Source organism: Bacillus cereus group sp. MYBKT14-1, from assembly GCF_051915185.1.
In the GTDB taxonomy this organism is placed as follows: Bacteria; Bacillota; Bacilli; order Bacillales; family Bacillaceae_G; genus Bacillus_A; species Bacillus_A cereus.
This window is the reverse complement of sequence record NZ_JBQAEF010000021.1, coordinates 15,783-31,217: the sequence shown is the minus strand read 5'-3', so window position 1 is coordinate 31,217 and position 15,435 is coordinate 15,783. Positions and strand designations below refer to the sequence as shown.

The following is a 15,435-nucleotide window of genomic DNA, read 5'->3' as shown; positions in this document are numbered from 1 at the left end:
CTTCTATAGCTACTTCAAGACACGGACATTATGACGTTACGAACAACACATTTAGGGAGGAACGAACAATGAAGAAAAAAGTTGTACCTGTTGTTGCATCTGTTTTAGGGGCAAGTCTATTACTAACTGCTTGCGGGGGAAATAAAGATAATGCAAGCGGAGCGAAAGCAAAAGATAAAGCACCTGATAAACAGGCAATTAACTTATCATTCGCTTCAGAAATTCCAACAATGGATGTTGCAAAAGCAACGGATGGGGAATCCATGAACGTAATGCGTAATGTTTTTGAAGGGCTATATGCAATGGGAGAAGATAATAAACCGGTTCCTGGTGTCGCTGAGTCGGTTGACATTAGTCCCGATAAAACAAAATATACATTCCATCTCCGTGATTCAAAATGGTCAAACGGTACTCCTGTTACAGCAAAGGACTTTGCCTTCGCTTGGCAACGTGCCGTAAATCCTGATACAGCAGCTGAATACGCATTCTTATTCTTCGATATAAAGAATGCGAAACAAATAAACCAAAAACAATTGCCAATTGATCAACTAGGGGTCAAAGCTGTTGATGATAAAACGTTAGAAGTACAACTAGACCGTCCTGTTCCCTACTTCTTAAGCTTAACTACATTCTCAACATTCTTACCAATTAATGAAGAGTACTTAAAGTCTCAAGGCGATAAATATGGTTTAGAAACAAATCATTTAATTTATAACGGTGCTTTCACATTAGATAACTGGAAACATGAACAAAGCTTCCAATTGAAGAAAAATCCTAACTATTGGGATGCTAAAACTGTAAAATTAGAAGAAATCAACTTCAATGTCGTTAAAGATAAGTCTACAGAAGTAAACTTATATGATTCAGGACAAATTGATCGTGTTGCTTTAACTGCAGAGTTTGTTGATAAATATAAGAGCGATCCAAACTTCAAAGAACGCGCTGAAGTCGGTATTCAATTCTTACGATTAAATCAGAAAAATGAAACATTAAAAAATCAACATGCACGCCTTGCTATTAACGGCGCAATGAATAAAAAAGCTTACGTAGAAACAATCTTAAATAACGGCGCTGTTCCAGCTGAAGGAATGGTTCCTGCGAAATTTGCAAAGAGCCCAGAAGGCAATGACTTCCGTAAAGAAAATGGAAATCTAGTCAAGGATGATGTGAAAACAGCGAAAGAAAACTGGAAAAAAGCAAAACAAGAACTTGGTACTGACAAAGTAACAATCGAACTATTAACAAGTGACAATGCTTTAGCTAAAAAGACTGGTGAATATTTAAAAGGTGAATTAGAAAAGAACCTAGATGGATTAACAGTGAATTTAAAACCACAACCACGTAAACAACAGCTAAAACTACTATTAAGTGGTGACTATGAAATTGGTATTGACGGCTGGGGCCCTGACTTCGCTGATCCAATTACATTCTTAGATTTATTTACAACAGATAGTGCTTATAACTTCGATAAATACTCTAACAAAGAGTACGATGAGCTAATTCATAAAGTGAAAACAGATTTAGCTGGCGATGAAAAAGCACGCTTTGAAGCAATGAAGCAAGCTGAAAAAATTCTATTACAAGACGGCGCTGTCGCTCCTTTATACCAACAAGGCCGTTCTTACTTACAACGCTCTTTCATTAAAGGACTTGTAACAACTGACTTCGGTGGTGAGTTTAACTACAAGTGGACAGAAGTTACAAAATAATAAGTGCTAATAAAAAGGTATCCCACCGAGGATACCTTTTTATTTTATACTTCTTTAACTACAGAGCTTCTTCTTCCCTTTACCATTCCTTTTATAGCTAAAGTCATCACTGCTACTGATTGTGTAACCAATACAATAACTAATAATGAAATAATATTTCTCTCTAAACTAACTCCTCCAAATATTATTGTATAATAGCCATTCGCTGCATATGTTGCAGGAAATAATTCACTAATTGTTTGATATGTTTTAGCAAGCATTTCATGTGGCACAGTTACAACCATTTGTGTTAATGAAAGAAAGGCGAAAAAGACTATTGTCAATAATCCTCTTTTCCTTCTTTTTGCATTGAACCAAAACTCATCATAAATATAAACACAAACATCAAATATGTTCTCCACGTCAAAGAAGGTATATGCCCTGACCAAAGATAGCTAACTAAATAATTAATTCCCATAATACAAGACGATATTACTAAACTAATACTTATTAGTTTTACATATTTGAGCATATCTTTTCTCCTTGTTTTTATTTTTCTACTTCTTCAAACTGTAGATTCACCGGATCTTCTAAAAGTGTTTCATAAAAGTTCTCTGCCAAATCTGTTGAAGGGATTTTTTCATCTACTTCATCAAATCGAATACTATCTAGCCACACACAACCTTCTCCTGATAATAAAACACCAAATGCAATACCAAGTGCTTCTTCTTTTATATCTAATACAACCGAGTACGATTGCCAGTTATTCGTATTTTTAATGGGGCGATTTTGCATATTATCCATAGCGAGCGGTTCTGTATCTTTTCCATCTACTCGCATCCACAATCCTGCCCAATCTCTTACATTTTCACTCTTAATAAATGCTGTAAAACGTAATCTCTTCCCTACATATTTATCCGCTCGGAACATTTGCATTAATGTTGAAAATCCTCCATGCGTAACATTCTCTTTTGCTTTTATGTATGCAGATACTTTTCCTTGATGGACAACTTCATAATCTAAACCCATCTCATATTCAGCAGGATGACTTCCACTTAAGATCCATCCTTTCGGTATACCTTTTTGCATTGAAACACCCTCTCTTTCTATATAAAATGACTGAAAGTACTTTCGATATTTCTTTGGTGGCAATTGAAACATTCTTTTAAAAGCTCTCGTAAATGCCTCTTGTGAGGAAAAACCGTATTGCACTGCAATATCAATAACAGCTCTCTCCGTTGACACTAAAACTTGCGCAGCATGAGTTAACCTTCTCTTTCGAATATAATCTGTTACACTCATCCCAACATATCTTTGAAAGATGCGATGAAAATGGTACATCGATACTGCACTGTGAGATGCCACTCTTTCTGTTGTAAGCTCCTCATGTAAGTGATTCTCTATATATTCAATTGATTTTTTTATTATCTCTTTATATTCTTCATGCATTTTAGCCCCTCCCTCACAACTTCAATTTACCATATACATACAAATCGTTTTTGATTTAAATTGCGGATTAGTCCTTGTGACTGCAGGATAATAATTTATTTTCAACACATACATAATTACATGTTTTTGGGAAAAACTTGTATAGAACGAATTTACATAAGGAGGAATTTATAATGAGAATTCTACTATCAGTTTTATTAGCTCTTATGCTAGTACCTGCATTAACAGGATGTAAAGCTCCTGCCAAAGAAGACACAACTTCTAATAAAAAGACGACTGAAGAAGCAAAAAATGAGGCCCCTGCAGATTTAAAACTTAATTTTAATGAATTTAGTTTAGATACAGACTATCAGGATACAAAGAAAGACTACGAAGCAGATTATAAAAATGTAGCGGCTGATAAGAAAATGGAAGCAAAAATTGAAGATCATAAAGCAGATGTAAATTTAACAGGAGACGAAGCTATCACAAAATTAAGCCCACTTCTACAAGAATTAAAATTTGATAAAGATACTCCTGACCAAGAAGTAATTGATCAAGTAGTAAACGTGTTCAAACTTGATAAAGACTATCAAAAATTCGATTTAGAAGTTGTCTTCTCTGATGGAACGAAAAAAGAATATAAAAGAGAAATAAAATAAAGAAGTAGGCCGTAGTAAGAAGAAAAAATAACCTTGCACAGGCAAGGTTATTTTTTCGTTTCTGCTTGAAAACGTTTATAGTATGTCGATGCTGTTGCAAAATTAATTTCTATATCACGAATCAACGATGAATCTTCTTCTTTAGCTAACTTCTGTAATTTTTTCATTGCTTGTTCCGATTCATTCAAGAAACCGACATATACCTCATGTTCTTGCTCTTTCGACTTCGGAACACGAATTTCTTTTCGTATATGATCAATATCTTCTAACATGCTCGTTGTTACCTTTTGCACATCTTCTTTATATGTAGCAGTCGTTATTTCCTTACCGCCCTTTTCTTTTGCCACTTCAAATAACTGCAGTGCGTTATTAATTTCTTTATTCATTTTCAAATCGTATTTTTCATGTACTGCAAGGTATTCTTTCATTTCTTCTGTTTGTTCTGTAGATTGCTCTACCTTTTCTTTCGGTTCTTTCGTATCCTTATTTCCATTACATCCTGCTAGAAGGATCATACTTCCCATTACAGCAATACCCAAAACCTTCTTCATCTCTTCTTCTCCTTTTATCTACAGCTACTACTCATTATAGTTTCTTTTATCTCCACTTGTTATTATACCGAGAACATCCTACTTTTTACACTTAAGACGACATCGTAATATATATACCAACATGTTTGTCACAGTATCGTCACTTTATACAAATAACTTTTGCAATGCTTTACTACATCACCTTAAAAAACTGTATGAGGTATTTCAAAGAAATGAAAAAAGAACTGATTCAAACATTCCCTTTGAATCAGTTCTTTTTTGTTAAGCCTCTAAATTTTGTTTTTGCTGCAGTTCAAACTGCTTCTCACTTCTTCTGGCCATAAATAGATAACATAACACTGCTCCTACTTCACAAAGCGCAATAACAACACCCATCGGTAATGCTGTATTACTTCCACCAATACCTACTAGCGGAGCGACAAGCGCTCCTGAAATGAACTGTAATAAGCCTAATAAAGCTGACGCTGTTCCTGCAGCTTGCTTCTGATTTCTCATCGCTAATGAGAACCCAGTTGTTGATACAACCCCGACACTTGATACAACAAGGAATAACGAACATAAAACACCGATTAAACCTATTCCTAGTACGATTGTCAGTAGTAAAGATAGGCCACCAACAGCTGCGATAATAATACCAGCAACAAATAATGTCTTCTCATTCACTTTCCCCGCTAAACGACCCGTTACCTGACTAGCAATAATAATACCGATGCCGTTAATCGCAAAGAATAAACTAAATTGCTGTGGTGATGCTCCGTATATGTTCTGCAACACAAATGGTGAGCCCGAAATGTATGCAAACATTGCCGCTGTTACTAATCCTTGTGACAATGCATATCCCATAAACAGACGGTCCTTTAACAATTTTCCGTACGTCGCCAAAGTCCCTGACAAACCACCCGTTTCTCTTTCTTCAGGAGGTAATGTTTCACGCAATACAAAAGTAGCTGATATTAACATGAATACGCTAATTGCTCCAAGAACGATGAAAACACCGCGCCACGTTGTAAACTGTAATAATTGCCCCCCAATAATCGGTGCCAAAATAGGTGCTGCTCCGTTTACTAACATAAGCAGTGAGAAAAACTTCGTCATTTCAGAACCTGAATACATATCACGTACCATCGCACGTGATATAACAATCCCGGCTGATCCTGAAGCTCCTTGTAGGAAGCGTAATAACACTAATGTCCAAATAGATGGCGCAACAGCACAAAGTAAAGAAGAAGCAACATAAATAATAAGAGCAATAATAAGAGGTTTGCGTCTTCCGTAAATATCACTAATTGAGCCAACAAATAATTGTCCTACTGACAGCCCAAGCAAACAAGCTGTTAATGTAAGCTGCGCGAGGGATGCACCTGTTTGCAAATCATCCGTTAACTTCGGTAATGAAGGCAAATACATATCAATAGATAATGGTCCAATCGCCGTAAGTGTTCCTAATACAAGAATCATCCATAACCTGTTTGCCTTTACAGGTTTATATATTTCGTGATTAACTTCATTCACTTTTTCAATTCACCCTTTCCTATACAAACTGAATCGTAACAATTATAGTTACATCATAAACATACGTCAAGTACAGCGCATTTTCCTCTTTCATAATGTAAAAAAAGCGATAGAAATTCTATCGCTTTACTTTTTCACATTGCTATTCGTAAATTTAGATACTGAGGACATCATCTCTCCCGTATCTAAATATGTAATTTGAATTGGGTCTCCTACTTCTGTAAACATAGCATATGGGAATTTCTTCACCGGTATCATAAATACCTTTTGTTCATTCTCTAAAAGTACGTACACGATTGTATTTTCACCTGTTTTTTCTTTATATACCCGTTGTACAATACCTTCTTTTTGCGCTTCTTTTCCTGTTGAGGTTGGTCTAAATGTATCACCATTACCGCTCATTACGTTTTTATAATTCTCAAGCGCTTCTTTCTGCGAAGAACCTGTCGCAAATATTTTTGCATTAGCAGCATATACAACTGTATGTGCACGTACTAGGCCTCCGTCATCAACAACCGGAATAATCCAAGCTGGTTTACCGTATACGTTATAAATGACAGGCATTGTCCCATGCCATTTCTCTCTCTTAAAGGAATTATCTACTACTTCTGTAGCTGCTGAACCATCCATAATCCCCTTTACTTCTTTTCCATTATAGTAATATAGCTTGCCTGTGCGTGCATCTACTAATGAATAGCCTAGGGCTGAATCTACTCCTTCCTTTGGAGAAGTAAAGTCTGTAAAATAATACAGTGTTCCATCTTTACCAAAGATCGGGGTCACGCCTTCTTTCGTTCCCCACTCAGTCGGAATTTTCATATCTGTTTGTGAGAATTTCGTATTCCAAAATCCGTGAATATATTTACCAAAGTACGTATTTAACGTAGATGCAGTCTCATGATTTAATACACCATCAACAAATTTAGGTGCCTTTCCTTTATCATATCTTTTCACTTCACCTGTTTGTGCATCTACTACGACAACACCTTCTACCTCAAATCCAGATCTTCCTGAAATAAATTCACCATACGTCATTGTATAATATGGTTTTCCTTTATCATCAACCTCAAATTTAGGTTTTCCTTTAAAGATTAAATTTGGTTCTGCTTGCCTTACCACACGCTCTAAATTATTACCAAAAAACATGCTTGGCACATATTTCATTTTATAACCGAGGTGCAGTTTCGCTTCCGCATCAGGATTCGTACCTGACATCGTTACATACCCTGGAATTGTCTCAGCTTTACGCGCTTTAAAAAATCCTGAAACTTCAATCGGCGCTACATATAAAGCTTCGCCGTTTACCATTTGTGGCGTTAATTCTCCTAGCTCAAAATAAGCTACTTTCGGAATATCACCAAATACTTTTTTCATCTTATTCTCCGCTGTCTTTGGCGGCACTGTAAACGGCTGGTCATTTTCAGTAAATGGCTCTGAAATATCTTTCTCTATCTTAACAACAGAATCATATTTCTTTTGCGAGATTACTATATCGTGCAAATAACCAAAGTAGCCGTAACTTGCGAGTAAAATAAACATTAGAAGTCCTTTTAATGTACCTTCTAATTTCCCTATTTGATCTTGTGAAAATAAAACAAGCCCAATTAAAATTGCTACTGCAACAGAATAATGAGTAAGAATCGAGTCTACCCGATCATCAATTAGCCAAAAGTATTCATAGATTGCAATACCTATCCAAAATAAAACAGGAATAACTAAAATAGATGATTTCTTACCCTTTACAACCTTCTTATCTCCCTTCTTATCCACTGCTCGAAGCTTACTACTACTTCTTGTCCATGGAATCAAAAACAAAGTAAGAATAGCTAAAACTACAAATTTCATCAAAGGCACTGTCCCCTTTTCTTTTGTATTCCCTTTTAGTATAACAAATAAAGGGTATTAAGGTGAAAATAGGAATAGTTATATTTTTTTACTACTTAATACAATCCCGCTCACTACATATAGAATAGATGCAATATAAAAAATTGTACCAATCGTAAAGAAATCTACTAAATATCCCGTGGCAATAACCGCTACTGCTCCGCCAATGGATGTCCACACATGGTATTTTCCAATCTCATAACCAGCCTTTTCCTGCGCAACCTTTCGTGCTAACGAAGTCTTCTCAGTATTACGCTGCACAGCACCTAAAATGCCCATTACAATTTGAAGAATATATACATGCCATACTTCCGTGGCAATTGGAAAGCAAAGCATTAAGATTGCCATGGACCAAGCGTATATGATTAATAATTTTTTATCACCTACTTGATCAGATACCTTTCCCACTAGTGGATATACAAGTGCTGATGTTAAAGCAAATAAGCCATACGCCCAGCCAAATTGCGAGAAGCTATTTCCAACGTTTCGAAGCAATAATATATAAAAAGGAAATACCATACTTCCTGCCATCATGATGATACTTTGCGAAGCCACAAATCTTCTATATGTCATTTCGTATACTCCCTATAAAATAAATTCACAAATCTCTCTTCTGAATCTACTTCCTTCTTTTTCTTGAGAAATTCTTCAATGCGAGGATATGCCCTCTTTAACTGCTCTTTCGTTGGATAAGAATAATATGGCAAATAGTAACTACCGTTATGCTTTAAAGTAACATCAATCATCTTTCGAATGACATCCTCTGTTTTCTTTATCTCACTCTTTGAGCGTCCCTGGTTAATCAAAAGAACAAGCGCAAACATATCATCTTTCGCATAGGACAAAACTGCATTTCCATTCTTTTCCACGTAACGAATCGTAATGTTGAGTAAATTAAACTCTTCTTCATTTAATACGTTACGTAAATCATCTATATACTCCGTGAAAGCATCTATAGGCACAAAGTATTCTTGTAACACTTCGGTCCTATTTGGATTTTCATATTCCATAAAAGCACTATCTGATCTCATAACATTATTACGCGTCTCATACTTTCCATCTGTACGTTCAAAATAACCTCTTTGTATATCCCAAAATGTATTCTTTCCCCAATCACTATAACGTGATAACCCAAGTAAAAATTTCGGTGCAGCTATAATATTTTCTTCCTTTAATTCACTGTACTCTTCTCTCATATTTTGATTTTGTGCCAAAGTATAATCTGTCACATACATCTCTTTTAAAAATGAATTTGGAGCAACAGAAATACGCGCTAAGTGCATACGAACATTCTCATCTCTTTTCACTTTCTCTTTGAAATAAGATTCGTATTCTTTATAATCTATCATTCTCGTGTGCATTTCATATAATTCATCATCTGTTAACTTCAGCGTCACATCTAAAATAACTCCAAATAAACCGTACCCCCCAATGACATACGGAAATAACTCTGCATTTTCTTCTCTACTTACATTACGTACCGTGCCATCTGCCATTAACAATCTAAATGACTCTACTGTATCAATCAGTGCCTCATGACGAATATCACGCCCGTGTACATTTACACTTAATGAACCGCCAACAGTAAAAATATTTTGAGACTGCATGACCTGTACCGCAAGGCCATAAGGATTTATTTTCTTCTGAATATCATTCCAGGTGACACCACTTTGAACTGTAATCCGCTTCTTCTCTGGATCAAATTCTAATATTTTATTATATCCTTTCATATCGAGCATCGTGCCATTCGGATAATATGTCTGTCCTCCTTGGCTATGTTGCATGCCTGCAATGGAAATTTTCTCTCCTGAAACTTTTGCATCTCGCACTAATTTTATTAACGAGTGCTCTTCCGTAGCACTTTCAACACGTTTTATTTTTGTCGGAAGCAATTTACCTACATCACTCATAATAGGATGATCAATTTGTTTTTTATACGTATGTACAGACGTTGCAAGCAACACTGTATATGCTACAATGACCGCCGCTATCTTTCCTTTTTTCAAATGACACTCTCCTCTTCTACATCTTTTCCTCTTTATATTGTACCTATTTTCCTATGAAGAAAGAATACAAAAAAGAGGGACCTTATTTTAGGTTCCTCCTTATCAAAACTGTTACTTTGCTGCTGGCAATTGTATTGGGTCAAACTTTTCATACGACGTATATTTTGCGTTCGTAATAATGTGTGCTTTATCCTTGCCATTGCTACTCATAATCATGTCTATCTTTGCTGATTCATATTTAAAATCTTTTGTAATGATATATTCTGCATCCACTTCTTCTATCTTCGCATTTTGTGCTTGTAACATTTTCTTCTGCGTTTCATCCATGCTAGTTAACATACTTTCTGTTTCTTGCCCTTTTAATGTAAATTTCAGTTTATATTTATCTCCGCTTTTCTCCAGCTTCATTTTATCTAAAACTACTTCCGGTACTTCTAATTTATCTATAATATCTTGAGTCGCTTTCATTCCACCAGCGTTTAATTGCTCCTCTGGTACGGTTACAACTTCTCCTGTATTAGGGTTTTTTACCTCACCAGCAACTTTACCATCCACAGTATACACTACAACATCTGTACCGGAAATATTCATTTCAGAACGAGAATTCTTTGTCTTTGGCTCTAATTGCATCTTAGCCTTTAATATATCCATCTCTGTTCCCTCAGCTTTTACCCCTACACCATATGTCATCGTTACATGTTCTTCATTTTTAAAAGCTTCATTCGTTTTCTTGAAAACATCTTTCGCCGTTAATTCCTTTTCTTTTTGAACGGATTCTTTTTTCGGCTCATCCGTCTTTGCTGTTTTCTCATTACTACACCCTACCCCTAGACTGATTGCAAGTACTAAACTTGAAACAAAAATAATTTTTTTCATACTGTTGCCCCCTTTCCCAAAATAATATCACCTCTTTTCCTATGAAATCTATATAATTCGTAATATTCTTCTTTAAATTTATTTCCTATATAGCAACATGTTTGAGAAAAAGTTTAAATATGATGTAAATAATAACAACTCATTTCAGGAGGTCATTATGAAAGCTATTATTTGCACAAAGTATGGACCACCTAATGTTCTCCAACTTCAAAATATAGAAAAGCCTAAACCTAAAAAAAATGAAGTATTAGTTAAAATTCACGCAACAAGTGTATCGACTGGAGATTGTAGAATACGTGGCTTTAATAGCCCCCTCTTATTTTGGATTCCTATGCGGATCATATTAGGTTTCAGAAAACCGAGAAAACCTATACTTGGCGTAGAGTTATCCGGTGAAATCGAAGACATTGGAACAGATGTAACACAATTTAAAAAAGGAGATCAAGTTTTTGCATTAACAGAACTAAACCTTGGTGGTTATGCCGAATACACATGCGTGCATGAAAGTGGATTAATAGCATTAAAACCTACCAATGTGACATATGAAGAAGCTGCCGTTATTCCTTTTGGCGGAACTTCAGCATTGCACTTCCTTAGAAAAGGACAGATAAAAAAAGGGCAACGAGTACTTATATACGGCGCCTCTGGGTCAGTAGGGACAGCTGCCGTACAACTTGCGAAATACTTCGGGGCGACTGTCACAGCCATTTGTAGTAGTTCGAATTTCGATTTAGTAACAGCTTTAGGGGCAGACAACGTAATTGATTATATGAAAGAAGATTTTACTAAGCGGGGCGAGCACTATGACATTATATTTGATGCAGTTGGAAAATATAATAAGTCTCTTTGTACAGATGCATTAATGCCTAATGGAAATTATGTATCTGTGAACGGAATGATGGCAAAAGTCAGTAAAGAAGATATGAACCTACTAAAACAACTAGCTGAAACAGAAAAGCTAAAACCTGTTATTGATAGAACTTACCGATTAGAAGAAATTGCTGAAGCTCATATATATGTAGAAAAAGGACATAAAAAGGGGAACGTTTCGATTACCTTAAAATAAAATATATTCTGAAAATATAATTGACAATTCTTTTTGTAAGATTTACTATTAGTACCATACTAAAAAACTACATACACATACTCTTATCAAGAGTGGCGGAGGGACTGGCCCGATGATGCCCGGCAACCGAGCTTATGACGTATAAGCTAAGGTGCTAATTCCTGCAAAACGAGTTTTCGTTTTGGAAGATAAGAGAGGAACCTATTTCGTCTATTCGGCACCTCTCTTATTTTGAGAGGTGCTTTTTATTTTGGAACGTATATGAAGGGGGAATCATAGATGAAGAAAGTATTATTAAGCATTGTAAGCGGAGCGGTACTATTATTAGGCGCATGTAGCGCAGGTTCAGATAAACAAGTAAAAGCGTTAGATGAGAAAAAGATTACTGTCGGTGTAACAGGCGGGCCGCATGAGCAGATTTTTGAAAAGGTAAAAGAAGTGGCAGCGAAAGATGGCCTCGAAATTGATATAAAAGTATTTAATGATTATGTAGCACCAAACGTATCCCTCGATGAAAAAAGCCTTGATGTAAATAGCTATCAAACGAAATCATATTTAGACGTATTTAAAGCTGAACGTAATATGAAATTAACCGAAGTATTTTCAACAGTAACATTCCCTATGGGCGTCTATTCTAAAGACATAAAAGATGTAAAAGACTTAAAAGAGGGCGACGCAATTGCTGTACCAAATGACCCAACGAATGAACTCCGAGCTTTAAAATTATTTGAAAAAGCAGGGGTTTTAAAAGTTGATCCAAAGGCTACAGAAAAAGCGACTGCAAAAGATGTAATTGAAAATCCAAAAAAATTAAAGATTGTCGAATTAGAGGCATCTCAATTACCAACGCAACTAAGTGAAGTGAAAGCAGCTGCAATTAACACAAACTTTGCATTAGGTGCGAAATTAAGTCCGGCGAAAGATTCTATTTTCCGCGAAGGAAAAGATTCACCATATGTGAACTGGGTCGTTGTTCGTACTGAAAATAAAGATGATGCCGTTGTAAACAAATTAAAGAAAGCTTATCAATCTAAAGAAGTAAAAGAGTTTATCGAGAAAAAATTTGATGGTTCAGTTTTACCATCTTGGTAGGAGCTGACGATAATGATTGAATTAAAAAACATATCCAAAGTATTTACAACAAAAAAAGGGAATGTTGAGGCTCTTAAGTCTACTTCCCTTAAAGTAGAAAAAGGCGAAGTATTTGGAATCATTGGGTATAGTGGCGCTGGTAAAAGTACATTGATTCGATGTGTAAATTTATTAGAAAAACCAACGACAGGAAATATCATTGTAAACGAACAAGACTTAACAACGTTATCGACAAAAGAACTAGCAAAAGCGAGACAAAAAATCGGAATGATCTTTCAAGGATTCAATTTACTTAAAACTGTTACCGTTTATGAAAATATCGCATTACCGTTACGGCTTGCTGGCATTCCAAAACCAGAAATTGAAAAAAGAGTAGAAAAGTATTTACGCATTGTCGATCTTTTTAATAGAAAAGATGCGTATCCAAGCGAACTTTCTGGTGGTCAAAAACAGCGTGTTGCAATTGCTCGTGCGCTATCACATGAACCTGAAGTGTTATTAAGTGATGAAGCAACGAGCGCATTAGATCCAGAAACAACCGATTCTATCCTTGATTTGCTATTAAAGATTAACGAAGAAATCGGAATTACGATTTTACTCATTACACATGAAATGAATGTCATCCAGCGTATATGTGACCGCGTTGCTGTTATGGAACATGGATCTGTAGTCGAAAGTGGGACTGTAAAAGATATTTTCACAAACCCACAACATGTAACCACGAAAAAATTTGTAAATAGCGCATTTGCAGCGAAAATTTCAGAAGAGGTACAGAAAGAACTACAACGTACTGGAGAAATTGTAACACTTTCATTTATTGGCACTACTTCAGGGGAACCTGCCTTAGCCGTTGCCACAAAACGTTTCCAAGTGTATCCGAATATTTTATCCGGTAATATTACGCAGTTAAAACATGAAGCATATGGGAAACTAGTCGTTCATATGCAAGGGGAACAAAATGAAATCCACCGTGCTTTATCATTTTTACAAGAGCAAGGAATCATCGTAGAAGGAGGTAGAACAGATTATGGGAAACAAGTCCTTTTTGGATGAATGGGGTAAAGTCATATGGGAAGCCACAATCCAAACCTTTCAAATGACATCTATTTCATTACTCATCTCTATCCTTATTGCACTGCCACTTGGCGTCACACTTGTTTTAACGAGACCTGGTGGACAGCATGAAAATAAAATCATCTATCCTATTCTTAATACGGTTATTAATGTTATTCGCTCTCTTCCATTTATCATTCTATTATTCTTTATCTTGCCTTTTACAAAGTTTCTAATGGGAACATCCATTGGCGTGCAAGGTGTTATCGTACCGCTTGTCGTCTTCACAGCCCCTTATATCGCACGTTTAATGGAGACAGCTTTACTAGAAGTCGATCGCGGTGTCATTGAAGCCTACCAAGCGATGGGCGTCTCTACTATAAAAATTATTTGGCACGTTATGGTGAAAGAAGCTCGTCCCTCCCTTGTACTTGGATTAACAATTGCAACGATTGGCTTAATCGGCGCAACAGCAATGGCTGGTCTTGTAGGCGCTGGTGGGCTAGGGGACTTAGCATACCGCTTCGGACATTTACGCTACGAGCCTGAAGTAATGTATGCAACTGTCTTTATTTTAATTATCCTCGTTCAAGGATTACAGTCTTTAGGGAATGGTGTTGCACGAAGATTGAAGAAAGATTAAAAAAGAAGGTATCTCACCAAGGTGAGATACCTTCTTTTTATCTTTTAAATCCACCTTCTGAATGAATAACTTGCCCAGTAATCCACTCAGCTTCTTCACTTACTAGAAATTTAATGAGTCTAGCTGCATCCTTTGGCTCACCAATTCTGCCAAAAGGAAACATCGGCTTTAACCCTTGTTTTATCTCTTCAGTCATCCATCCTGTATCAGTTGGTCCTGGATTAATTGCATTCACTGTTATTCCTAAATGAGCTACCTCTGCTGACAACGTACTAGTAAGAGCATCAATAGCTCCCTTCGTTGTTGCATACGCTAGTTCTCCTACCATAGGACCTTGAAATTGCCCCGAAGTCATATTCACAATTCTACCACCAGATTTTTTATCAAATCCACGGGCAAATTGACTACTGAGCAATGTAGTCGCACGAATATTCACCATATAATGCTTATCTAATTCTTCAGCAGTCAACATAGAGAAATCATTATTCGTAGAATATGCTGCATTATTAATTAATATATGAGGGTACCCTAATTGTTCATTAACTTTATTTATAAGCTCTTTCGGTGCATCATTCCGAGTTAAATCTAACTCCATGCTTGATACTCTAACACCGTTTTGTAATAGCTCTTCTTCTAATTGTATTTGTTCATTTTTCTCAACGCCCCATGGCATCTCTTTATCATAATCCGTCCAATACGTAAAAAATATATCGTATCCTGATTCAGCCAATTCTTTGCAAATTGCTGCGCCTATACCGTCTAGACGACTTACCCCTGTAATAACTGCTACTTTATTTTTTAATTGGTTCATCATATACTCCTCCAAGTTTAAAGGACGCATATTTTATATAAGAGATATAAACTTTCCCACAAAAAAGACAGATACATAAAATAGGCACCTATCCTTATAAAAGGGATGTACAAGCCAAATATGCATTCCTTGAATGATTTACAGATAACTAAATAAACCCTCG

16 protein-coding genes and 1 riboswitch are annotated in these 15,435 nt (G+C 36.0%); of the genes, 6 read left to right on the top strand and 10 right to left on the bottom strand.

All coding sequences use genetic code 11. The features are described from left to right. Nucleotides 1-68: 68 nt before the first annotated feature. Nucleotides 69-1,709: a peptide ABC transporter substrate-binding protein gene (locus ACTFO4_RS27335; RefSeq protein ID WP_326235285.1), complete on the top strand. Its 1,641-nt coding sequence runs from the start codon at nucleotides 69-71 to the stop codon at nucleotides 1,707-1,709. A 44-nt stretch (nucleotides 1,710-1,753) separates the two neighbouring features. Here ACTFO4_RS27335 and ACTFO4_RS27330 read toward each other — a convergent pair whose 3' ends face one another. The 3 genes from ACTFO4_RS27330 to ACTFO4_RS27320 are packed head-to-tail and all read right to left on the bottom strand — an operon-like array spanning nucleotide 1,754 to nucleotide 3,137. After that, the gene (locus ACTFO4_RS27330) at nucleotides 1,754-2,032 is read right to left on the bottom strand and encodes a hypothetical protein (RefSeq protein ID WP_326235284.1); all 279 of its coding nucleotides are present in this window, start codon (nucleotides 2,030-2,032) and stop codon (nucleotides 1,754-1,756) included. Then, nucleotides 2,029-2,220, bottom strand: a complete 192-nt coding sequence (locus tag ACTFO4_RS27325; protein WP_000922547.1) for a hypothetical protein — start codon at nucleotides 2,218-2,220, stop codon at nucleotides 2,029-2,031. The genes ACTFO4_RS27330 and ACTFO4_RS27325 overlap by 4 nt, the downstream gene beginning before the upstream one ends. Nucleotides 2,221-2,237: 17 nt before the next feature. Next, nucleotides 2,238-3,137 (bottom strand): helix-turn-helix transcriptional regulator, encoded by a 900-nt coding sequence (locus ACTFO4_RS27320; RefSeq protein WP_000544202.1) that lies wholly within the window; start codon nucleotides 3,135-3,137, stop codon nucleotides 2,238-2,240. A 173-nt stretch (nucleotides 3,138-3,310) separates the two neighbouring features. Here ACTFO4_RS27320 and ACTFO4_RS27315 point away from each other — a divergent pair, with 173 nt between their 5' ends. Next, nucleotides 3,311-3,778, top strand: a complete 468-nt coding sequence (locus tag ACTFO4_RS27315; protein ID WP_061456698.1) for a YusW family protein — start codon at nucleotides 3,311-3,313, stop codon at nucleotides 3,776-3,778. Between the two features lie 47 nt (nucleotides 3,779-3,825). Here the strand turns inward: ACTFO4_RS27315 and ACTFO4_RS27310 are convergent, their stop codons facing one another. From ACTFO4_RS27310 to ACTFO4_RS27285, 6 genes are all read right to left on the bottom strand, one after another. Then, nucleotides 3,826-4,329, bottom strand: a complete 504-nt coding sequence (locus tag ACTFO4_RS27310; protein ID WP_000756525.1) for a hypothetical protein — start codon at nucleotides 4,327-4,329, stop codon at nucleotides 3,826-3,828. A 261-nt stretch (nucleotides 4,330-4,590) separates the two neighbouring features. Beyond that, on the bottom strand, nucleotides 4,591-5,850 hold the full coding sequence (locus ACTFO4_RS27305) for a multidrug effflux MFS transporter (RefSeq protein WP_224200803.1): 1,260 nt from the start codon (nucleotides 5,848-5,850) through the stop codon (nucleotides 4,591-4,593). Between the two features lie 117 nt (nucleotides 5,851-5,967). After that, nucleotides 5,968-7,686, bottom strand: coding sequence for a DUF3981 domain-containing protein (locus tag ACTFO4_RS27300; protein WP_061456699.1), 1,719 nt, complete (start codon nucleotides 7,684-7,686; stop codon nucleotides 5,968-5,970). Between the two features lie 78 nt (nucleotides 7,687-7,764). Next, a complete protein-coding gene (locus tag ACTFO4_RS27295) occupies nucleotides 7,765-8,298 on the bottom strand; it encodes an MFS transporter (protein ID WP_410988256.1) in 534 nt (177 codons plus the stop codon). After that, on the bottom strand, nucleotides 8,295-9,731 hold the full coding sequence (locus tag ACTFO4_RS27290) for an FAD-dependent oxidoreductase (RefSeq protein WP_410988255.1): 1,437 nt from the start codon (nucleotides 9,729-9,731) through the stop codon (nucleotides 8,295-8,297). The genes ACTFO4_RS27295 and ACTFO4_RS27290 overlap by 4 nt, the downstream gene beginning before the upstream one ends. A gap of 111 nt (nucleotides 9,732-9,842) precedes the next feature. Beyond that, the gene (locus ACTFO4_RS27285) at nucleotides 9,843-10,607 is read right to left on the bottom strand and encodes a DUF6612 family protein (protein ID WP_000720094.1); all 765 of its coding nucleotides are present in this window, start codon (nucleotides 10,605-10,607) and stop codon (nucleotides 9,843-9,845) included. A 157-nt stretch (nucleotides 10,608-10,764) separates the two neighbouring features. Between ACTFO4_RS27285 and ACTFO4_RS27280 the strand changes: the two genes are divergently transcribed. The 4 genes from ACTFO4_RS27280 to ACTFO4_RS27265 all read left to right on the top strand — a co-directional run bounded on the left by ACTFO4_RS27280 (nucleotide 10,765) and on the right by ACTFO4_RS27265 (nucleotide 14,461). Continuing rightward, nucleotides 10,765-11,673 carry an NAD(P)-dependent alcohol dehydrogenase gene (locus tag ACTFO4_RS27280; RefSeq protein ID WP_061456701.1) on the top strand — a complete coding sequence of 303 codons (909 nt, stop codon included), beginning with the start codon at nucleotides 10,765-10,767 and terminating at the stop codon, nucleotides 11,671-11,673. An 80-nt stretch (nucleotides 11,674-11,753) separates the two neighbouring features. After that, nucleotides 11,754-11,868, top strand: a riboswitch (SAM riboswitch). Nucleotides 11,869-11,952: 84 nt separating this feature from the next. Continuing rightward, a complete protein-coding gene (locus ACTFO4_RS27275; RefSeq protein ID WP_017674448.1) occupies nucleotides 11,953-12,765 on the top strand; it encodes a MetQ/NlpA family ABC transporter substrate-binding protein in 813 nt (270 codons plus the stop codon). A gap of 12 nt (nucleotides 12,766-12,777) precedes the next feature. Continuing rightward, complete coding sequence (locus ACTFO4_RS27270; protein WP_326235279.1) at nucleotides 12,778-13,818, top strand: ATP-binding cassette domain-containing protein; 1,041 nt, start codon at nucleotides 12,778-12,780, stop codon at nucleotides 13,816-13,818. After that, entirely contained in the window at nucleotides 13,793-14,461 is a 669-nt protein-coding gene (locus ACTFO4_RS27265) for a methionine ABC transporter permease (RefSeq protein WP_048534860.1), read from the top strand. The genes ACTFO4_RS27270 and ACTFO4_RS27265 overlap by 26 nt, the downstream gene beginning before the upstream one ends. A gap of 37 nt (nucleotides 14,462-14,498) precedes the next feature. Here the strand turns inward: ACTFO4_RS27265 and ACTFO4_RS27260 are convergent, their stop codons facing one another. After that, on the bottom strand, nucleotides 14,499-15,275 hold the full coding sequence (locus tag ACTFO4_RS27260) for an SDR family oxidoreductase (protein ID WP_031312425.1): 777 nt from the start codon (nucleotides 15,273-15,275) through the stop codon (nucleotides 14,499-14,501). Nucleotides 15,276-15,435 lie beyond the last annotated feature (160 nt).